Raw genomic sequence first — 20,419 nt, forward strand, 5'->3', positions numbered from 1 at the left:
GGCGTCGTAGACTGATACCGGACTTTCAAGGAGGACCATGACGCCGCTCCGCACTTGCCTTGTCATTGAAGATGATGAGGACATCGGTGGTTTGCTTGAGGCGATCCTCTCCTCCGCCGGCTTTTCCGTCAGCGTTGAGGAAACCGGCACTGACGGGCTTTTGGCGGCGGCTGCCACGGCGCCGTCGATGATAACGCTCGACGTCGGACTTCCCGACATGGACGGCCGTGAAGTAGCGCGGGCCCTCAGGAAGTTCACCCAGGTTCCCATCATCATGATCACGGCATTTGCACAACCTGGGGACGAGCTGGACGGGATTGCAGCCGGCGCCACAGCCTATCTTTCCAAACCGTTCCGCCCTGCGGCCTTGCGGGACCTGGTGCAGAAATTGTTCCCTTCGGATTCGGACGTTGCTGTGGCTACGCCTGCCGTTTCTCCCATCCCCCACCCCCTCACGCAAGGGCCCCTGCCTTAACGCCTTTCCGGAGAGCTTGCTCTTGGCACTCATCCGGTCGCCTGCTCTCGCCATCGGCTTGGCACAGGCCGTCTCCATGATTAGGCTGGAAACCGTAAGCTTGCTTATCATCTTGGTGATGCCCGTGCGCATTACCCCCGGATAGCTTGCCCGTGTTCCAGACCTAACTATCAGGAGGACCACCATGACTGATCAGTACACCTTCCGGAACCCCGTCACCGCATATGAGCAAATCTCCCCGCCGAAACAGCACCAGCCCGAGCCCGGCCTCGACGCCGAACTGACCCCTAAGGCAGACCTCGGCGAAGACACATACCGCGGTACCGGACGACTGGAGGGCCGCAAGGCCATTGTTACCGGCGCCGATTCCGGTATTGGCGCTGCGACGGCGATCGCGTTCGCCCGCGAGGGGGCCGACGTCGTGCTTTCATACCTCCCCGAAGAGGAAGAGGACGCATCGCGCATTGCAGGGCTCATCGAAGCCGCCGGCCGCAAGGCGGTAAAAGTGCCCGGCGACCTCAAGGACCCTGCCGTTTGCCGTGAAGTGGTGGACACCGCCGTCGCGGTCTTGGGTGGCCTGGACATCCTGGTGAATAATGCCGGCAAACAGGTGGCCCAGGAAGACCTCGCCGAGATTTCCGACGAACAGTTCGACCACACATTGAAGACCAACGTTTACGCGATGTTTTGGCTGACCAAGGCAGCACTACCCCACCTGCCGGCAGGTTCCACCATCATCAACACAACATCCATCCAGGCCTACAACCCGTCGCCGACTCTGGTGGACTACGCCACCACCAAGGCCAGCATCAACAACTTCACCAAGGGGTTGGCACAACAACTGGCACCCAAGGGAATCCGCGTTAATGCCGTGGCGCCGGGGCCCATCTGGACACCGTTGCAGGTCAGCAGTGGCCAACCGAAGGAGGAGTTGCCCGAGTTCGGGCAGTCGACGCCGCTCGGCCGCGCCGGCCAACCGGCTGAGCTCGCACCCGCCTACGTCTTCCTGGCGTCCCCGGAGTCGAGCTACGTGGTGGGCGAAACCCTCAACGTCAACGGCGGCAACCCGACTCCGTAACCCAAGCCGTTGGTTGACGACGGCGGCGCACCCCGGTGGTTTCCCGGGCGCGCCGCCGTCGTGGGTTGCGGCAAGGGCGCGCAGCGAGGGTTGCAGCAAAAACGGGCGGCGCTACCGCGTGGCCGTCACCAGGTAGGTGCGGAGATTTGCCGGGCCCACCCGCTCCGCACCGGTCCCCCGCGGAAACCGGCCGTAGTTCGCTTCGGGCTGGCCGGGCTGAACCGTCGTCGCGTCAGTCCAGCCCCGGTCCGTAAACAGGGCTTGGGGTGCATCCGTGCAAAATGGCAGCGGCTTTCCGGAGCTTTTCCGGGCTGCTACCAGCGGCCCCATGGATTCCAACTCCAACAGGCCGGTGCCGAACGTGTCCGCCAGGAACTGCGAGCCGGGGGCGGAGAGCGCTCCCGTATCACGGACCAACGTCTCGACATCGGGCGCCGCCAAATAAAACAGGAGCCCCTCGGCAACCCAAATCGTGCGGCGTTGTTGATCGAAGCCGGCGTCCAGAAGTGCCTCTCGCCACGGCCCCGACAAGTCAGCGTAAACGCACTTGCGCTCGCACCCCGGTGGCGTTCCCTGCAGGATGCTCTCCTTCTCATCGAACGCTTCGGCATGGTCGATCTCGTAAACCGTGGAATCCGGCGGTAGTGGCAGCCGGAATGCCCGCGTATCCATGCCGGCTCCCAAGAGGACGATCTGTGCCCCCGGCCGGGCCGCGCTGGTCATCAGATCGTCAAAATATCTGGTCCTGACCGGCAGGTACGGGTTGTAGGGGGCGGCGTCCAGGCTCGCCCGACCACTTTCGCCTGCCAGGACGCCAGCCCAAGGATCGTTAAAAAGACGATCCGCGCGGGCGCTTTCCTGTGCTCTCGCCGCAGCTATCCAGCGGCCGGTCCCCACCACCGCCTTGTGAGCTTGCCGGTCATCGGGCGACGTCGAATCTGTCATGGCCGCAATGTAGCATCTGGCGCGAGTTTTATTTGTTGTATAACATATATAACAAAGAGGAGGTGGATGCGGTGATCCTTACCGTGGACCTGGATAACGAGGTGCCGATCTACCAGCAACTCCGGGATCAAGTAGTGGAGGCGATCGCCGTCGGCGAGCTTCGCCCAGGCAGTCCACTTCCAGCCACGCGGGCACTTGCCGCCGACTCCGGCATCAACTTCCATACGGTGAACAAGGCGTACGACCTCCTGCGGCGGGAAGGCCTTATCCGCCTCAACCGGAAGACCGGTGCGGTGGTCACGGTGCCGGACCCGCATCCGTCCTTCCCAGCGGACTGGGCGGCGCGAGCCAAGACCCTGCTGGCTGAAGCAGTCGCCAAAGGCATGCCCACGGAGGAGCTCCTCGCCACGTGCAGATCCGTCATTGATTCATTCGCGAACAACGAGTTGGAGGACAACTCATGAGCATTGGCATAATTCTGAGCCTCCTGTTGCTGGGATTGGTCCTCCTATTTGCCTTCGTTTTGCCGTCGGTGACCAGCCGTACCGTCCCTTTTGGTGTGCGGATACCAGCCCACCATGCGGCAGATCCCGTAGTAGCAGGCCAAGCCCGGATCTACCGCTGGCGCGTGTTGGTCAGCGGCATCGTCGTAACGGTCTTGGGGGTGGGAACCTTCACCCTGACGGGACAACCCTTACTGCTGCCCGTGTCCGTGCTGGTTCTGATCGGCGTTTGGTACTGGTGCTTTTTCATGGCCAACCAAGGCATCCGGTCCGCCAAAGCCGCGGGAGGCTGGTACGAGGGGGTTCACCAAGGCATTGCGATAGACACCGGACTCCGGACCAATCCACCCCGGTACCCCTGGGTTTGGCTGGCTGGCGCGCTGGCCGTCGTCGTGGTTACAACGGCGCTGGGTGCGCTGATGTATCCTGCCATGCCAAGCGTGCTTGCAGTGCACTATGGCGCCAATGGTGTTCCGAACCGAGTGGTCACGAAGTCTGTTGGCGCAGCCTTCTCCTTGGTCTTTGTGCAGCTTGGAATCAGCGCGTTACTGGGAGGTGCCGCGTTCGCCATTGCCCGCAGCCGGCCGGACATTGACCCGGCACATCCTGCGAGCTCGGCTCGGTGGTCGCGGGAATACATGACGCTTGGCGCGAAAGTGCTACTCGGGCTGCTGACGACGATCAATCTTGCGATGCTCGGCTCGTCATTATTGATGTGGACCGGCACAGTCACCGCGTGGGCTCCGTTGGTGGTGGCGTTGCCCATCCTTGCTGCAGTGGCCGTCACCATTGCGGTTCTTGCCCGAAAGAGCCTCGGACGGGACACCCCCGGGGTGGATACCGGCTTGGCTCACCGCGATGATGACAAGTTCTGGCGCAGTGGCTTGTTCTACATCAACAAGGAAGACCATGCCCTGCTTGTTCCGCGTCGGTTTGGTATCGGGTGGACCGTGAACTTGGGCAATCCCAGAGCGGCCTTCCTCTTGGCCGGTATTTTGGCAGTAATCAGCCTGATCCTCATCCTCCGCTTCGACTCCTAACGTTCGTACCGCACGACACGACCCGCAGTCTGCCTACCCGCCGATCCGCCTCAAGTCGTGTTTGACTAGGCGTTTGTGGCCGGAAGCGGCTGACTGACGTCAATTTCGGGGGATATATGTGTTTTGGGACTGATCGAACCACGAAACCGCACGAGGAACCCGCGGGGGCACCGAGGCGCTAAAGGTGAGTTCATTAACCGCATTCCCCTGGCAAGACGGCGTCGCGGCCCTTGATCCGCTCTCTGTGCAGGTGTGCTTGGGCATTGTCACGGTGACACTCCTGATTCTTTCCGGGGCTTCGTACCGCCGAACGCGGTCAGCCTCTGCAGGGTGGTGGTGCGTGTCCCTGCTCCTTTTCATGGCCGGGCGCTCCACGCTACTCTTCTGCGACCCCACATGGCTGGCTTGGGCTTGCCACGTCGGAATGGCCTTGATGGTTGCAGGTGTGTTCTGCATCTGGGCCGGCGCCCGAGCCGTCTGCGGCCGCGAGGGCCACCCCTGGCCCATCCCTGTGGCAGCCGGAATCGCCGCCGTCTGCTCCTTCCTCGAAAACCCCTTCACCGATCTTTGGTCCGGCGGCTTCGCGTATCTGGGCCTCATGCTGGCGGGCATGACTATGGCAACAGTGGAATTCTGGTTCGCCCCCTCAGAACGTGCGCGGGCCACCAGGCTTGTTGCCACCACCGCCGGACTGACGGCCGCATACTTCCTTGCCCGCTGGCTGAGCTATGCAGCAGAGGGAGCCGCCGGCGAAGATTTTAAGCGCTATTTCGGTCCTGCTCCGGCAGGCGTGGTCTTTTTGGTACTCCTCATTACGGCGTCCTTCAGCATGAGCAACCTCAGCCATGAGCAACTGCACGATAAGCTGCGCCGACGGGCGGAGAAGGACCATCTGACGGGGCTCCTCAACCGGGGAGCCTTCCTGGACCTGGCCGGTGCTGTGCTGAGTCGGGCCGAGACAAAAGCATCCGGAGCGGCGCTGATCCTGGCGGACCTGGACCACTTCAAGGCCATCAACGATGACTACGGGCACGCGGCTGGAGACGCAGCGCTGAAGGCGTTCGCCAAGGCCTGCTCAGCATCGGTCCGTTCCTCTGACGTGCTTGGCCGGTACGGGGGCGAAGAGTTCATCGCACTGTTGCCGGGCGCATCGCAGCAGCGCGCAGAGGAGATCGCCTCGGAGATCAGCGACAGGTTGGCCGCCACGGAAGGACCGAACGGCATGCCATTGCCGACCGTCAGCTACGGAGTCACGTCCAGCACCGGCGGCTGGGTGGACCTCGCGTTCATGATCAGCGTGGCGGACGCGGCCTTGTATAGCGCCAAGGCGCAAGGGCGGGACAGGGTGGTCGGCGACCGAGCGCCCCATGCAGCGCCGGATTCCCTGGCCCGCGAGGGCCAGCCCTAACAAAACCAGGCAACCGTGAATGAAAAGCCTCTCCGTCCCGGGCAAAATCGCCGGAACGGAGGGGTTCATGGAGCCCCCTGTCGGATTCGAACTGACAGGATCGTGTCTAGGAGGTCAGGTGCTCCGCGAGAGCTACATGCCCTTCCGGGATGGGGACAAGCCGACTCAGCTGCGTCACGTGGCGTGGTTCGAGTTCGTCGAGCGAGGAGACACCGAGCAGGCTCATCGTGCGTTCTATCTCACTGCGAAGAATCTCGATCATCCGGTCCACCCCGTCGCGCCCACCAGCCATGAGGCCGTAGAGGTAGGCTCGGCCGACGAGCGTGAACTTCGCCCCGAGCGCGACAGCGGCGACGATGTCTGCGCCGTTCATGATTCCGGTGTCGATCATCACTGTGGCGTCACGGCCCACCTCGCGTACTACTTGGGGCAGCAGGTGGAACGGCACGGGGGCGCGGTCGAGTTGGCGGCCACCGTGGTTCGAGAGGACGATGCCGTCCACGCCACGATCAATCAGCTTGACCGCGTCAGGGACGTTCTGCACACCCTTGACGACGAGTTTCCCGGGCCAAAGCTGGCGGATTATCTCAAGGTCCTCGTACGAAATCGTCGGATCCATTGCGGAGTTCAGCAGGTCACCCACGGTACCTCCGGTCGAGGACAGCGAGGCAAATTCCAGCTTTGGAGTGGTTAGGAAATCCATCCACCACCATGGGCGGGGTATGGCGTTCATGACCGTACCGGCGGTGAGCTGGGGAGGGATTGAAAATCCATTGCGTTTGTCGCGCATCCGAAACCCCGCGACAGGGACATCGACTGTGAACATCAGCGTGTCGAAGCCAGCACGCGCAGCGCGTTCAACAAGGCCGTAGGAGATCTCGCGCTCACGCATGACGTAGAGCTGGAACCAGTTGCGGCCGCCGGGATTAGCGGCTTTGACCTGTTCGATCGATGTTGTCCCCAGCGTGGACAAGGTGAAGGGAATGCCGGCAGCCCCGGCGGCTCCAGCTCCTGCAACCTCACCCTCGGTTTGCATGAGACGTGTGAACCCGGTTGGAGCGATGCCAAAAGGCAGCGCGGAGAGGCCGCCGAGGACCTCGGTCGAAGTGTCGACGTGCTGTGCCGGCTTGAGGATATCGGGGTGAAACTCAATATCCTCGAACGCCTGGCGGGCACGCCGCATTGATATCTCGCCCTCAGCTCCGCCGTCGGTGTAGTCGAAGGCAGCGGCCGGTGTGCGTCGTTTGGCTATGCGCCGTAAATCCTGTGTGGTGAGTGCGGCGTCCAGACGGCGCTTCTTGCCGTTGAACTCGGGCTTCTTGAACTGGAGAAGTTCAAGGACCTCAGAGGGCTTGGGAAGCTGGCGGTTCAACGTACAGATCCTTTCTGAGAACGGGAGTAGTCCGAAGACGCGGCAACCGGAGGCACCACCGGGCCTTCGCCGTGGGCGACGCGCTTGATAAAGAAGGAAGCCACAATCGAAATCACTGCGCAGCCGGCGACATACGCTGCGATAGGCCACCACTGCCCGCCGCTGACTTCGAAGAGCCCTGCCGCGATGATCGGAGCGGTGCCGCCGAAGATCGCTGCACCGAGCTGGTAACCGAGTGAAGCGCCGGTGTAGCGGACCTCGGGAGCGAAGTTCTCCGCGATCAACGTGCCCAGAATCGCGTTGACACTGCCCCACAAAAGGCCGAATCCGACAATGGTGGCGACGAACAGCGCCCAGGTCGCACCGGTGTTGAGCACCAAGTAGTAGGGCACCACTAAAGCGAGTGTTGCCGTAGCCGACCAGCGGTAAAGCACCGCACGTGAAAACCTGTCGGAGATACGCCCGAAGACCGGCATCCAGATTGTTGCCACCAGCGCAGCCGCGGCAACTGCGAGGAGAACGACGTTCCCGCGTGCTCCCAGAACGTTAGTGGCGTAGGCAATGACATAGGTGCCGAAGATGTAGAACGGGCCCGTCTCCGCGGCCTTCGCACCGATCGACACAAGCACGGCACCCCAGTGCTTTGTGACGACCTCTTTGATGGGCAGACGCAGTTGCGCTCCCGCCTCTCGAATGCGCTTGAACTCGGGGGTCTCATCCAAGCCATTTCGGATCCAGAGCCCGATGAAGACGAGCACAACGCTGGCTATGAATGGAATCCGCCAGCCCCAGACAAGGAACTGTCCATTCGGAAGGAGAGTAAGGAGACCGACAACGCCGGCAGCGAGCAGCATGCCCAGGCTGATGCCCATCTGCGGCACGGCACCATAAAGGCCGCGACGGTTTTTTGGCGCGTACTCGTAGGCGAGAAGGAGCGCCCCGCCCCATTCGCCGCCGATACCAAGCCCTTGAAGGATGCGGCACAGAAAGAGCAGGATCGGGGCAGCCATGCCGATTGCGGCGTAGTCAGGCAGTAGCCCGACGGCGACCGTTCCGCCTCCCATCAGCATGAGGGTGATGAAGAGAGTCTTCTTTCGGCCGATGCGGTCGCCGATGTGAGAGAAAATGATGCCGCCCAAAGGACGGAAGAAGAAGGTAAGCGAGAACGAGATGTAGGCAAGCAAAGTCGACACGAAGGCGTTGTCGCTCGGGAAGAAGAGCTTGTTGAAGACCAGGGCGGCAACGGTGCCGTACACAAGGAAGTCGAACCACTCGATGACGCTGCCGCTGAGGCTGCCCAAGAGTACCCGGTAGTTCAGCTTCTCTGCGCTCTTTGTCTCTTCTGAGGATGTAGTGACCGTCAAAGATCTTTCCTTAAAGTCGAAGGAGGTGTGGCCCTACCACATGGTCCGACCACAGGAAACTGTAGACTGTGACCATCGCCACGTCAAGATTCGATGGACCTGGAAGATGTCTGGATGCCGACACGCCGGTGCGATGGCTCAGTGCCTACTAGGAGAGGCGTCTGGTTGAATCACTTCGCTCCGGCGCACCGCACTGACCGAGAAGAAGCCGCCTAAGTGCACTACCGGACGGCCGGCCGGCCGAACTTAGTTTGCGGTCTCCATGTAATACCCGCGAATGTGCTGGCGGACAAGTTCAGCAGCTGCTGCCCGGTCACCGCGGCGGAGCGCGTCCAAGATTGCATGGTGTTCGGAACGCAGGCGTGTGACGGTGCTGTCCCAGTCCGGGAGCGCTTGGGCGCGGGCGAGTGTGTGATCTGCAATGGAAGCGCGGAGGGCATCCATGAGCGTGCTAATGAGGGGATTTCCGGCGGCGCGCGAAACTGTTACGTGGAACTCGGCGTCGAGAAGAAGGAAATCCTGGATAGGAGTAGCGGAGTCGTCCATGAGCTTAAGCAGCCGCTCAGCAGCGTCCCAGTCTCCCCCATCAGGATTCGAGTGCTCCGCAGCCCATGTCTCAAGCAGCAATCGCACCTCATACACGTGTGAGTGCTCTACGTGGCTCGTCGCTAACTGCAGGTTCAGCGCCAGTGCCAACGCCTGCTCGGGTGCCGCAGTCACGACGGTGCCCGAACGCGGCCCGGAACCAGTGGTCGCCTGAATTGTTCCAAGGGCCTCAAGAACCCTTAATGCCTCACGCAACGAGCTCCGAGAGACTTGCAACGTTTCAGCCAGCGCCCGTTCACTCGGAAGGTGGTCGCCGATTCGAAGACGACCGCTCGACAGTTCTGCGGTCACCCAGTTCATCACTGCTTCGTGCGCTTTCATCTCCATCGATTATTGCAGGTCAAGCACACCACCACTCGACATCCCGGTGGTGAGCACGGTGACGGGAACCCGCTTGGCCCGGCACGGGTATCGGTCCGCCGCGGCCTCCGCCCGTTAGTCCGCTGGTGTCGTGCGGCTTCCTGAAAGCGTGTCGTAAGCGTGTAGTGCCCTTTTTTCGCACATAGAAAACCCCTCCGTCTCGGCAAAATCACCGGAACGGAGGGGTTCATGGAGCCCCCTGTCGGATTCGAACCGACGACCCCCGCTTTACAAGAGCGGTGCTCTGGCCAACTGAGCTAAGGAGGCGAAACCGCGCGGCATTCGTGGGGCAACAGCAGTGACCCCTGCCAACAAAACGGCGCTAGATAAGGGTAGCCCAGACAAACCCCGCACGGAAATTCGGCGATCGGACACTAGCCGGAACCGCAACGGTCCCACCAAGTGCCCGATCGCCGTCGTGCTTTGACCGAATTTACTTCTTGGCGTCAATCGCGGCTTGGACCACAGCGTTGAAGTCGCTGGTACCGTCCCACTGCTTGCCGTCAACGAACACCGTCGGGGTGCCGGAGACTCCGATGGCGGCGGCCTCTTGCGTTGCCACCTTCACGAAGGGCCGGAATTGTTTGCTGTCCACGCAGGAGTCGATGTTCGCCGCACCTACTTCTGTGGCCATCGACTTCAGGTCCTTGTCCGCGATGCCTGCGCTGCCTTCAGCCGGCTGACGGGAGTAAAGGAGGTTGAAGTAGTCTGCATACTTATCCGGGGATACGTTGGCAACGCACGCCGCTGCATTGGCCGCGCGGGACGAGTAATTGGTGGTGGAGGAGGCGTCCAGGAAGCCGATCGGCCTGTACTCCAGGGAGATCTTGCCGTCGTTACGGAACTTGGTCAGCGCATCGCTGTAAGTCGTTTCAAATTTCTTGCAGATGGGGCAGATAAAGTCGACGTACGCGATGACCTTCACAGGCTTACCGGCCTCAGGAGCGCCGCCAGGAACTGCAATGGTGGTTGGCTTGGTGGCCGGGGCGGAGGGAACATCGGCGACGTTGACCGTAGTGGGGTCCACCTTGACCACGTTGCTGTTTGCCAGGAGGGTGACGCCGCCGTGAGCGTTGGCGTTGGCCGGCGTCGGGCCCTTGTCAGCGATGGGAGCGTTCTGCTGGACGCTGTTCAAGACGACCAAGGCGATGACGGTGATGATCGCGACAACGGCTACCACGATGCCCCAACCGATGAGGAGTTTGTTGCGCTTGTCCTTCTTCACCTGCGCTTCGCGGATCTGGCGCGCTCTTTCCCGGGCCTGGGCGGTCTTCTCAGCCTTGGACAGGCGGGGTTCGTTTGCGGGACTCATCAATTCCTCGGGTTACTCGACGTCGTACGGATAGCTAGGGCAACGGGGACAGTTTACGGGAGCCAACCCGGAGCTTGACCGCACCTTGCCGACTCCCGTTGTTGAACGATCAACTGCCGCAGAAGATTCCGCTAGTAGGCTGGAAGGTGAGTCACAGCAACCCCAGGGAGCATTAATGCAGGAACCGGCAAGCCAAAAACTCACAACCGAGCAAAGCGGCAAGACGCCACACGCTCAACAGCCGTCTGCCAACTCGTTCGATTTCATGGTGGTCTCCAACAGGCTGCCGGTCGATCGCTGCAGCACCGACGGCAATGACGACGGCGGCGACGGCTGGCGCAGGTCCCCCGGCGGGCTCGTCACTGCGCTCGCGCCCATGATGACCAAGTCCGACGGCGCGTGGGTGGGATGGCACGGGGCTCCTGATGAGACCGTTGATCCGTTCAGCCACGAAGGAATGGACCTGGTCCCGGTTCAGCTGAGCAGCCACGAAGTTGAGCTTTATTACGAGGGCTTCTCCAACGCGACTATTTGGCCTTTGTACCATGACGTCATCGCGCCTCCGGAATTCCACCGAACATGGTGGGACTCGTACCGTCAGGTCAACAGGAAATTCGCCGACGCCGTCCTTCACCACGCCGCCGACGGTGCCACGGTGTGGGTCCAGGACTATCAACTCCAACTGGTTCCCCGCATGCTGCGTGAACCACGCCCGGACCTGAAGATCGGCTTCTTCAACCACATACCGTTCCCGCCCCCGGAGATCTTCGCGCAGCTTCCTTGGCGCCGCGAAATCATTGACGGGCTGCTGGGCGCTGACCTTTTGGGCTTCCAACGTCCAAGCGACGCCGGCAACTTCATGCGTTCCGCGCGGCGGTTCCTCGGTGCGAGCGTCAAGCAACAGCAGATCCACGTCAAGGGTCCCGACGGCAAGGTCACCCACATTGCCCGGGCACAAGCCTTCCCGATCTCCATCGACGTGGATCAGATCAGGGAGCTCGCTGCCAAGCCCGAGATCATTGAGCGCGCCCGGCAGATCCGGAGGGATCTGGGCGACCCCAAGACGGTCCTTCTTGGCGTGGACCGACTGGACTACACCAAGGGCATCGGGCACCGGCTCAAAGCCTTCGAGGAACTCCTGCGCGATGGGAGCATCAAAGTTGAAGATGCCACCCTCATCCAAGTGGCGAGTCCCAGCCGTGAGCGCGTGGAACAGTACAGGCTTCTGCGCGAGGAAATCGAAGGAACCGTGGGCCACATCAACGGCACCTACGACACCATCCAAAACACGGCCGTCCGGTACCTTCACCACAGCTACCCGGTGGAGGAGATGGTGGCCCTTTACCTCGCCGCCGACGTCATGTTGGTAACTGCCCTCCGTGATGGCATGAACCTGGTCGCCAAGGAATACGTCACGGCCCGGTCTGAGGACGACGGCGCACTGGTCCTGAGCGAGTTCGCCGGCGCCGCGGACCAGTTGAAGCAGGCACTCCTCATTAACCCCCACGACATCGACGGCCTGAAGTCCGCCATTTTGAAGGCAATCAATCTGCCTCCCAGGGAAGCGCGCCGCCGCATGAAGCTCATGCGCAAGCAGATCCTTGACCACGACGTCGACTACTGGTCCGCGGAGTTCCTAGCCGCGCTTGAGGAGAAAGTGGTTCGTGATGACAGCTGAGCAGTCATTGACGCTTGCCCCCGAACTCTTGGACGCCATCCGCAAGATTGCCGCTACGGACCACCTCTTGGTGGCTTTGGACTTTGACGGCACGCTGTCTCCGCTGGTTGACCGCGCGGAGGATGCGCGTCCCCTGCCGCGCTCGGCAGCAGCTTTTGCTGACCTCGCCGAGCTTCCCCGCACGACGACGGCACTCATTTCGGGCCGGGCATTGGACAGTTTGCGGCTGGTCGCCTCGCCTCCCGCGAACACGTTGCTGATCGGTAGCCACGGAGCTGAAGTGTGGCTGGGCGAGGGGTCGGTCGGCCTGGAGTTGGACGAGGACCAACGCGCAAGGCTGTCGGCGGTCCGCGAGGTTCTCGCGGACATCGTCAAGCAAGCTCCGGGGACGGTGCTCGAAGACAAGCCAGCCGGCGTCGTCCTCCACACCAGAATGGCGGACGACGACGTTGCCGAAGACGCCGTCGAAGCCGCTACACGTGTGCTCAGCGACCATCCCGGCGTCTACCTCAAGACGGGTAAACGGGTCTTGGAGACCTCGGTAGTCCAGGCATCAAAGGGTGAGGCCGTGGAGTTCCTGCGGCAAGCCACGGGAGCTACCGCCATTCTGTTCGCCGGAGATGACGTGACTGATGAGGACGCGCTCGGCAGGCTCAGTGGCGATGATCTGGGCGTCAAGGTGGGCCTCGATTTCACCCAGGCCCAGTACCGCGTCGAGGCTCCGATACATGTTGCCGAATTGCTGGAAGCCCTACTTCGGGAGCGCCGCCGTCTTACAACAGAAGGCTAGTGCGTGACCAGTCACACATGTGACGTTCGTAACGTTTAGGTAGTTCATGCATAAATCTGACATACTCTTGAGTGTGATGTGACGCACAGTACCGTGCGGCGTCACACGATCCTCCCCGGCCCTCGGCCGGGGAGTTCAACTGAAGAAAATGAACCATTCACAACGGATCGTCCGGCACGTACCTGCCGGTGAAGGGATTGATAACTGTGGCTACAGTTACTTTTGATAACGCTACGCGTCTGTACCCGGGCACAGATAAGCCCGCCGTCGATAAGCTCAACATCGACATCGCCGATGGCGAATTCCTGGTCCTCGTTGGACCCTCCGGTTGCGGTAAATCCACCTCGCTGCGCATGCTCGCAGGCCTTGAGGATGTCAACGCCGGCCGCATCCTGATTGGTGACCGCGACGTCACCGATGTTCCGCCGAAGGATCGCGATATCGCGATGGTTTTCCAGAACTACGCTCTGTACCCGCACATGACCGTCGCTGACAACATGGGCTTCGCACTGAAGATCGCGGGCGTTTCCAAGGAAGAGCGCGCAGAGCGTGTCCGCGAAGCCGCCAAGCTTCTGGACCTTGAGCAGTACCTGGACCGCAAGCCGAAGGCACTCTCCGGTGGCCAGCGCCAGCGTGTTGCCATGGGCCGTGCAATCGTCCGTAACCCGCAGGTCTTCCTCATGGATGAGCCGCTTTCCAACCTTGACGCCAAGCTCCGCGTTCAGACCCGCACGCAGATCGCTTCCCTGACACGGCGTCTCGGCGTTACCACCGTCTACGTGACCCACGACCAAGTCGAGGCCATGACCATGGGTGACCGCGTGGCAGTCCTGAAGGATGGCCTCCTCCAGCAGGTCGACACGCCGCGCAACCTGTACGACCGCCCGGTGAACGTCTTTGTTGCAGGCTTCATCGGCTCCCCCGCCATGAACCTCTTGGAACTTCCCGTGGTTGACGGCGGCGTTCAGTTCGGCGGTACAGTCTACCCCGTGCCGCGCAATGTGCTCGAAGAAGCTCACGGACAGACGGTCACCGTCGGTTCCCGTCCGGAAGACCTCGAGACCGTCGGGAACGGCGAAGGACTCCAGGTTGAGGTCGACGTCGTCGAAGAACTCGGCGCGGACGCCTACGTTTACGGTCACACCATGCTCGACGGCAAGAGCTACGACATCGTGGCACGCGTCGACGGCCGCCGCCCCCCGATGAAGGGCGAGTCCATCTTCGTTCGTCCGCAGTCCGGCCACGTGCACCTGTTCGACACCAAGACAGGCCTGCGTTTGGGCGACTAGCGGATCCGCAGTGTGATAGCGGCCCGACCCCTCCAGGTCGGGCCGCTCTCGCTTTAACCTTCTCCCAGGAAGCACGGCATGAACACGACGGATAACCTGATTCCCCGGCCTTCGCACGTTGAGTTCTCCGATCGGCAGGCCTTCATCCTTTCGCCGACGGCACGGATCATTGCGTATGGCGGCTCCCCACCGGCCGCTGAACAGCTTGCCTCACAGCTTCGACGCGGTACCGGCTTCGCCTTGCCCCTGGCCGAAGACCGCAAAAGCGGTGACATCATCCTCGCGTTGGAGGAAAAGTTCGACGGCGGCCCTGAGGCTTACACACTCTCCGTCACCGAAGACACGGTCCTCATCACAGCAGCCACTGGCGCCGGGCTTTTCAACGGAGTCCAAACCCTACGGCAACTCTTCCCACCCGCATTCGAAGGAAGCCACCCGAGCGCCGGCCACACCACCGCCACCTGGGAAATTCCCGCCGTCGAGATCGCAGACACCCCACGCTTCGCCTACCGCGGCCTGATGCTTGATGTTGCACGCAGCTTCCTCTCCGTGGAGGAGCTGAAGGAGCAGATCGACATCATGGCCCAGTTCAAACTCAACGCCCTCCATCTGCACCTCACGGACGATCAGGCGTGGCGGATCGAAATTCTTGAGCCAGCGGAGAATCCGTCCGGACTGGACTACCGCCAGCTCACAGCGGTGGGCGGGGCCGGTGCCGTTGAGGTAGCCACAGCGGTTCCTCCCCGCGGTAAGTCCGGCTTCTACACCCAGCAAGACTTCAGGGACATCCAGGCCTACGCGGCCAGTAAGAACGTCCTGGTGGTGCCGGAAATCGACCTACCGGGGCACGTCAACGCCGCCCTCGCGGCGATCCCCCAGCTGAACCCGGACGGTAAAGCCAAGCCCATGAGCACCACGGCGGAGGTGGGTTGGTCAACCATGACCGCGGATTTGCCTGCCACCTACGAATTCGTCCGTGAGGTCCTCCGCCAGCTTGCAGAGATCACAACAGGGCCCTACCTACACATCGGTGGCGATGAAGCCCACGTCACCGGCCATGACGACTACGTCGCGATGGTGCAGCAATTTGTTCGCATTGCTGCTGAGACCGGAAAGGCGGTGATGGGCTGGAACGAGTTCGCCGCCGTCGAGCTGCCAGAACAGGCCGTGGTCCAGTATTGGCACGGCGACTTCGATCCTGTACTCCAGCAGGTTGGGACGAACGGCGTCAAGGTCCTAATGTCTCCGGCCGCGACCACCTACTTGGACCAAAAGTACGGGCCTGACAGCCCGATCGGCCTTTCCTGGGTAGAAGGCGGCCCCTTCACGTGGTCCGAGTACTACAACTGGGATCCCGCCCAGGGCGGTCTGCACGATCAGCACATCCTCGGCGTCGAAGGCCCCTTGTGGTCCGAAACCGTCCGCACCAACCAGCAGGCACAGTGGCTCCTGTACCCGCGAGCCATTTCCTTGGCGGAAGTCGGGTGGACCGGGCAGGAGATGCGCAACGCAGGCGACTTCCGACGTCGTTTGGGTGCCATGGGCGAGCGGCTCACCAGGCAGGGAGTCGCCTTCCAGGAAGCGCCCGACGTCGACTGGTCGGCCAGGCCTGAGTGGCCCTTCACGGACAGTTCGGCATACCCCACGGGAGAATACGGAAGAATTGAAGCATGAGCGAGTACAACGAGGCCCAGTGGCACGACGAACCCACCGACTACGGGCAGATCGGCAAGCTCCCCAGGACAAGCTCGGCCAGCGGCCAGGACACCAGTCCGCCGGCGAGCGTCATCGGTTCCCTTAACATCACGGCGGCAGCAGCGGACCCGGAACTGTTGGACCTGCCGTGGCACATCGCCTTGGAAGATTGGCCCGCCGACAACCTCGCAGCCCTCCCCCGCGGTATCTCCCGTCATATCGTGCGTTTCGCTCACTTGGGCGGTTCAGTGATCGCCATCAAGGAAACGTCCGAGCACGTGGCCCGCCACGAATACCACATGCTGCGGAAGCTCGCCCGGTTGGATGTCCCGTGCGTCGAACCAGTGGCGGTCATTACAGGCCGCACTACTGTGGACGGCAGGCCGTTGAACCCTGTCCTCGTGACGCGCCACCTGAAATTCTCCATGCCGTACCGCGCACTGTTCTCCCAAATGTTGCGCAAGGACACCCTGACGCGGCTCATCGACGCCCAAGCGTTGCTCCTGGTCCGGCTGCATCTGATCGGTTTCTACTGGGGTGACGTCTCGCTGTCCAACACGTTGTTCCGCCGGGATGCCGGCGCCTTTGCGGCCTACCTGGTCGATGCTGAAACGGGCGAGCTCTACCCGGATCTGTCCATGGGCCAGCGTGAGTACGACCTCGAGATTGCCCGCGTGAACATTGCCGGAGAACTGATGGACCTGCTGGACGGCGGGCTCATCGAGGAAAAGGTGGACCCGGTGGCCACCAGTGAACTGATCATGGGCAGTTACCGCCGCCTCTGGACCGAGCTCACGGAGAAGGAGTCCTTTGAGCTCGGCGAACGTTGGCGCGTCGGTGCCCGCATCAGGCGTCTGAACGAGCTCGGCTTCGACGTCGGGGAATACGCCATCAAGACGACGGCGGACGGCTCCACCATCCAGCTCCAGCCAAAGGTTGTCGACGCCGGCCACCACCAACGGCGGCTACTGCGGCTTACCGGCTTGGACGCCCAAGAGAACCAGGCTCGCAGGCTCCTCAACGACATGGACCAGTTCCGGGCCGACAACAATCCGGATCTTGACGAGGAAATCAGCGCCCATGCCTGGGTCAGCCAGATCTTCGAGCCGATCGTACGTTCCATCCCCCGGCATCTGGCCGGGAAGCTGGAGCCAGCCGAGGTGGTGCACGAAGTATTAGAGCACCGTTGGTACATGAGCCAGAAGCAGGACAGGTACGTTCCCCTGGCCGAGACCGTGCAGTCCTATCTGGACACCGTGCTCCAGCACCGGCGCGACGAAGCGGCCATCATGCTCAACCCGGACACCGAAATGCTCAAGATCCTCGAGGTCGAAGTCGAGGAGTCCGGGCGCTACGACGACGAAGCTGAAGAGGAATACCCGGACTCCGACGACTGAAGGCCTGGGGCCGTAACAAGGGAATCGGGACGGGCGAATCGCGACGGGCGAATCGCGACGAGGCGGGGATTTACTCGTTGCGTGCGCTGGGCGCTTCGTCCAAGGGCGTCCACCAGGTCACCGGCGGTGTTACTGTAAAGCGCCGGCCAGTCACCTTGCTTGGCGTGATCCTGATGAAGTGGTCCTTTTGCCCTGCCTCCCAGGGGAACAGGAGTAGCCCCACTGTGTCCAGCACTTCCTCGGTGAGTTTCACTGCTGAGGCATTTCCTTTGATTACTACGCTCCACGCAACACCGGTTTCGGCGTTGACGCCGTCGGCTTCCATGGCGACAGGACCTTCGCTGAGTGCTGCGTGAAGCTTGGTGCCTTCGCCGGTACGGAAGACAAGACTTCCGTGATCCACCTTGTAGTTCACAGGGAAGATGTCCGGTTCGCTGTCAACGACGACGGCGAGCCGGCCCACAGAAACTCCGCGTAGGAGGTCCCAGCATTGATGGGTCTCCAAAATTTCGGTAGCGGGTTTGTTCGTCATAGGCCGAGGATACGCCAGCCCCTTACGCGCCAACAGGCCTCCGCGGGATACAAAGCGCGAGTGACTCATCAATCCCGCTAGATGGCTTTCCCTGGGTTTAATATGCCGGCGGGGTCCAGGAGTTCCTTGATGCGGCGTTGCAATGTGCGTACTGGTTCGGGCTGTTCCTGACCTAGCCACCGCAGCTTGTACTGCCCGATACCGTGCTCGCCCGTGATCGTTCCGCCCATCTCCAGCCCCACGCGGATGGACTCATCGAGGGCGGCGTTGAGTCGGAGGCGGGCGTGCTCATCAGTCACCGGATCAACCCGCTCCATCCAAAATGTTGGATGGAGATTGCCATCGCCCGCATGCGCCACTACCTTGAGTCGAACTTGGAAGCGTGAAGCCATCGCCTCGAGCTCGGCAATGAAGTCCACCAAGCGGGAGCGCGGCACTGCGATGTCTTCGCCCACTCGGAACTCATCGTCCATCTCCACGCCACGGCTGCTCCGGCGTAGTTCCACCAACATCTCAGCTTCTGCGCTGGCTTCAGTCGTTACTGTGGCCCCGCCGTCGGCCAGGACGCGCCTAACCACATCGGCCTCCGCGTCCGCGCCGAAACCATCGGTCTGGATCAGCAGCAGCGATCGGCCACGCTTCTGGAGGTCACTCCCGTGTAGTTTGTCCAGCTGCTCCAGCGTGCCGCTATCCAGGAGTTCCATGATTGCCGGCTGCACACGGGCCCTACCCACAGCCAGAACACCGGCGGCCGCGCTGCGGAAGTCCCGGTAGAACGCGGCCATGGTACGCACCACGGGAGGCAGGTACTTCAGTCGAACGGTCACCCCCACCACAATGCCCAGCGTTCCCTCCGAGCCGACCATCAGTGCCGTCAGGTCATAGCCTGCAACGCCTTTGAACGTCTGGTGGCCCGTGTGGATCAAAGAACCATCAGCCAGCACCACGTCCAACGCAAGGACAGAGTCCCGCGTCACGCCGTATTTGGCGCACCGCAGCCCCCCGGCGTTGGTGGCCACATTTCCCCCGATGGTCGATATCTTGTAGCTCGCAGGATCCGGCGCGTACATCAGGCCATGACCAGCAGCCGCAGCATTGAGGTCCGCGTTGATAACGCCAGGTTCGACGACGGCGGTCTCATCGTCAGGGCTGAGGTCCAGGATACGATTCATGCGCTCAAGGCACAGCACGATGCAGCCTGGAGTAGCGTGGGCACCTCCCGAAACACCGGTCCCTGCGCCGCGGGCGACTACGGGCACTGCAAAGCGCGCGCAACTGCGAACAACGTGCTGAACGTCCTCAACAGACTCTGCCCATACGACGGCGACAGGAAGGTGGCGCTCCAGCAGTGGCCCCTGATCGGCAGAGTACGTCCGAAGAACGCCTGGGTCTTGGGAAAGTTGGCCGACCTCCAAGCCACCGGCCAGCTCCTGCAGGAAGCCATGCGTCATGTCGTGCGCAGGTAGAGGTCCATCGGACGGAGGTCCATCGGGCGGAGGTCCATCGGACGGAGGTCCATCGGGCGGAGGTCCATCGGGCGGAGGTCCATCGGGCGGAGTTCCATCGGGCGGAGGTCCATCGGGCGGAGTTCCATCGGTCAAGGGCGTTCCCTGCATGATCTAGCCAACAACTCCGCCCATGAACCGTGTGAATCTCTCCAGTATTCTGGGCCACCTGTCCGCATAGGAATCCCGCGTGGCTGAGGGCTCTTCGGCGCCCTCCCAACCATCGTGGATGACCCTTACCTCGGTGCCCCCGGTTACAGCTCGGAAAACTACGCGGATCTCGGTAGACCACAGAGCTGTGCTTGCTGGATACCAGTCCGCGTGGAAGGACAAAGGCGGCTGCCAATCATCAATGGTTCCCCAAACCGACGTTCGGCCATCCTCCGCTGTCTCGAGAATGAGGTTCTCCTCGAATTCCACGTGGGCGCCGGCACCAAAGACGCTTAACTCCTCCAACGGCCACCAAAGATGCGGGTGATCCGTGAAGCCCATGAACGCATGCGATACGTTCGTTGGCACTACTACCGTGAAAACCAAAGGGTCCAGGTCACTGCTGCCTGGTTGGCTCGGGTCTGGTTCCGCTACGGGATGACTGAAGAGGCTTTCCATGAGCACCAACTCTACCTGCGGCGCGGGCGCGCTTAAATGGGCAGGGCCTAAAAGGACCGATAGTTAAATGGGAAACCCCCCGAACCATGTGGTTCGGGGGGTTTCCAACTAAAGTATGTCCGGCGGTGTCCTACTCTCCCACACCCTCCCGGGTGCAGTACCATCGGCGCTGTGGGTCTTAGCTTCCGGGTTCGGAATGGGACCGGGCGTTTCCCCCACGCTATGACCGCCGTAACCTTGTTACCCGTCCCTGCCAAACCCGTGTGGGGGTTTGTGGGTGGGAAGTATGTTGTGGTTACAACTGTGGTGCTTGGTTGTTATTCAGTTGTGTGTTTTGTTCCCGGGTTGTTGGTTGGGAACCACATAGTGGACGCGTGCAGTGTGTTGTGTGTGGTGTTAGTTGTTGGCCTATTAGTACCGGTCAGCTTCACGAGTCTTTAGTCCTCGCTTCCACATCCGGC

Annotated in this window: 19 protein-coding genes, 1 tRNA gene and 1 rRNA gene; 10 read left to right on the forward strand and 11 right to left on the reverse strand. The window is 61.8% G+C overall.

Annotated elements, in window-relative coordinates:
* Nucleotides 1-37: 37 nt before the first annotated feature.
* Both SB659_RS04845 and SB659_RS04850 read left to right on the forward strand, forming a co-directional pair.
* Nucleotides 38-475, forward strand: a complete 438-nt coding sequence (locus SB659_RS04845; RefSeq protein ID WP_284974109.1) for a response regulator transcription factor — start codon at nt 38-40, stop codon at nt 473-475.
* A 184-nt stretch (nt 476-659) separates the two neighbouring features.
* Nucleotides 660-1,553 carry a glucose 1-dehydrogenase gene (locus SB659_RS04850; protein ID WP_284974108.1) on the forward strand — a complete coding sequence of 298 codons (894 nt, stop codon included), beginning with the start codon at nt 660-662 and terminating at the stop codon, nt 1,551-1,553.
* Between the two features lie 111 nt (nt 1,554-1,664).
* Here SB659_RS04850 and SB659_RS04855 read toward each other — a convergent pair whose 3' ends face one another.
* The gene (locus SB659_RS04855) at nt 1,665-2,498 is read right to left on the reverse strand and encodes an SAM-dependent methyltransferase (protein WP_284974107.1); all 834 of its coding nucleotides are present in this window, start codon (nt 2,496-2,498) and stop codon (nt 1,665-1,667) included.
* Between the two features lie 71 nt (nt 2,499-2,569).
* On the opposite strand from SB659_RS04855, the gene SB659_RS04860 reads away from it, so the two are divergent.
* From SB659_RS04860 to SB659_RS04870, 3 genes are all read left to right on the forward strand, one after another.
* On the forward strand, nt 2,570-2,962 hold the full coding sequence (locus SB659_RS04860) for a GntR family transcriptional regulator (protein WP_284974106.1): 393 nt from the start codon (nt 2,570-2,572) through the stop codon (nt 2,960-2,962).
* The gene (locus SB659_RS04865) at nt 2,959-4,041 is read left to right on the forward strand and encodes a DUF1648 domain-containing protein (protein WP_284977454.1); all 1,083 of its coding nucleotides are present in this window, start codon (nt 2,959-2,961) and stop codon (nt 4,039-4,041) included. Before SB659_RS04860 ends, SB659_RS04865 begins: the two co-directional genes overlap by 4 nt.
* A 184-nt stretch (nt 4,042-4,225) precedes the next feature.
* A complete protein-coding gene (locus tag SB659_RS04870) occupies nt 4,226-5,449 on the forward strand; it encodes a GGDEF domain-containing protein (RefSeq protein WP_410549660.1) in 1,224 nt (407 codons plus the stop codon).
* A 106-nt stretch (nt 5,450-5,555) separates the two neighbouring features.
* On the opposite strand, the gene SB659_RS04875 is transcribed toward SB659_RS04870, so the two are convergent.
* The 5 genes from SB659_RS04875 to SB659_RS04895 form a co-directional block, all read right to left on the reverse strand.
* Nucleotides 5,556-6,821: an alpha-hydroxy-acid oxidizing protein gene (locus SB659_RS04875; protein WP_410549661.1), complete on the reverse strand. Its 1,266-nt coding sequence runs from the start codon at nt 6,819-6,821 to the stop codon at nt 5,556-5,558.
* Complete coding sequence (locus SB659_RS04880) at nt 6,818-8,185, reverse strand: MFS transporter (RefSeq protein WP_410549662.1); 1,368 nt, start codon at nt 8,183-8,185, stop codon at nt 6,818-6,820. Before SB659_RS04880 ends, SB659_RS04875 begins: the two co-directional genes overlap by 4 nt.
* Nucleotides 8,186-8,431: 246 nt before the next feature.
* Nucleotides 8,432-9,112 (reverse strand): FadR/GntR family transcriptional regulator, encoded by a 681-nt coding sequence (locus SB659_RS04885; RefSeq protein WP_410549663.1) that lies wholly within the window; start codon nt 9,110-9,112, stop codon nt 8,432-8,434.
* A gap of 229 nt (nt 9,113-9,341) precedes the next feature.
* A tRNA-Thr gene (locus SB659_RS04890) sits at nt 9,342-9,418 on the reverse strand.
* 166 nt (nt 9,419-9,584) lie between these two features.
* Nucleotides 9,585-10,463, reverse strand: a complete 879-nt coding sequence (locus tag SB659_RS04895) for a DsbA family protein (RefSeq protein ID WP_284977451.1) — start codon at nt 10,461-10,463, stop codon at nt 9,585-9,587.
* Between the two features lie 175 nt (nt 10,464-10,638).
* Here SB659_RS04895 and SB659_RS04900 point away from each other — a divergent pair, with 175 nt between their 5' ends.
* The 5 genes from SB659_RS04900 (at nt 10,639) to SB659_RS04920 (ending at nt 17,312) form a co-directional block, all read left to right on the forward strand.
* Complete coding sequence (locus tag SB659_RS04900) at nt 10,639-12,141, forward strand: trehalose-6-phosphate synthase (RefSeq protein WP_410549664.1); 1,503 nt, start codon at nt 10,639-10,641, stop codon at nt 12,139-12,141.
* Entirely contained in the window at nt 12,131-12,931 is an 801-nt protein-coding gene (gene otsB, locus SB659_RS04905; protein WP_284977840.1) for a trehalose-phosphatase, read from the forward strand. Before SB659_RS04900 ends, otsB begins: the two co-directional genes overlap by 11 nt.
* A gap of 206 nt (nt 12,932-13,137) precedes the next feature.
* Nucleotides 13,138-14,220: an ABC transporter ATP-binding protein gene (locus SB659_RS04910; protein WP_284974099.1), complete on the forward strand. Its 1,083-nt coding sequence runs from the start codon at nt 13,138-13,140 to the stop codon at nt 14,218-14,220.
* A gap of 78 nt (nt 14,221-14,298) precedes the next feature.
* Nucleotides 14,299-15,894, forward strand: coding sequence for a beta-N-acetylhexosaminidase (locus SB659_RS04915; RefSeq protein WP_410549665.1), 1,596 nt, complete (start codon nt 14,299-14,301; stop codon nt 15,892-15,894).
* The gene (locus SB659_RS04920; RefSeq protein WP_410549666.1) at nt 15,891-17,312 is read left to right on the forward strand and encodes a DUF4032 domain-containing protein; all 1,422 of its coding nucleotides are present in this window, start codon (nt 15,891-15,893) and stop codon (nt 17,310-17,312) included. The genes SB659_RS04915 and SB659_RS04920 overlap by 4 nt, the downstream gene beginning before the upstream one ends.
* A gap of 70 nt (nt 17,313-17,382) precedes the next feature.
* Here SB659_RS04920 and SB659_RS04925 read toward each other — a convergent pair whose 3' ends face one another.
* The 5 genes from SB659_RS04925 to rrf form a co-directional block, all read right to left on the reverse strand.
* Nucleotides 17,383-17,844, reverse strand: coding sequence for a pyridoxamine 5'-phosphate oxidase family protein (locus SB659_RS04925; RefSeq protein ID WP_410549667.1), 462 nt, complete (start codon nt 17,842-17,844; stop codon nt 17,383-17,385).
* Between the two features lie 77 nt (nt 17,845-17,921).
* On the reverse strand, nt 17,922-19,295 hold the full coding sequence (locus SB659_RS04930) for an FAD-binding oxidoreductase (protein ID WP_410549668.1): 1,374 nt from the start codon (nt 19,293-19,295) through the stop codon (nt 17,922-17,924).
* Nucleotides 19,292-19,438 (reverse strand): hypothetical protein, encoded by a 147-nt coding sequence (locus SB659_RS04935; RefSeq protein WP_410549669.1) that lies wholly within the window; start codon nt 19,436-19,438, stop codon nt 19,292-19,294. Before SB659_RS04935 ends, SB659_RS04930 begins: the two co-directional genes overlap by 4 nt.
* A 25-nt stretch (nt 19,439-19,463) precedes the next feature.
* A complete protein-coding gene (locus tag SB659_RS04940; RefSeq protein WP_284974095.1) occupies nt 19,464-19,958 on the reverse strand; it encodes a hypothetical protein in 495 nt (164 codons plus the stop codon).
* 117 nt (nt 19,959-20,075) lie between these two features.
* A 5S ribosomal RNA gene (gene rrf / locus SB659_RS04945) occupies nt 20,076-20,192 on the reverse strand.
* Nucleotides 20,193-20,419 lie beyond the last annotated feature (227 nt).

This window comes from Arthrobacter sp. SIMBA_036 (genome assembly GCF_046535135.1).
GTDB lineage: Bacteria > Actinomycetota > Actinomycetes > Actinomycetales > Micrococcaceae > Arthrobacter.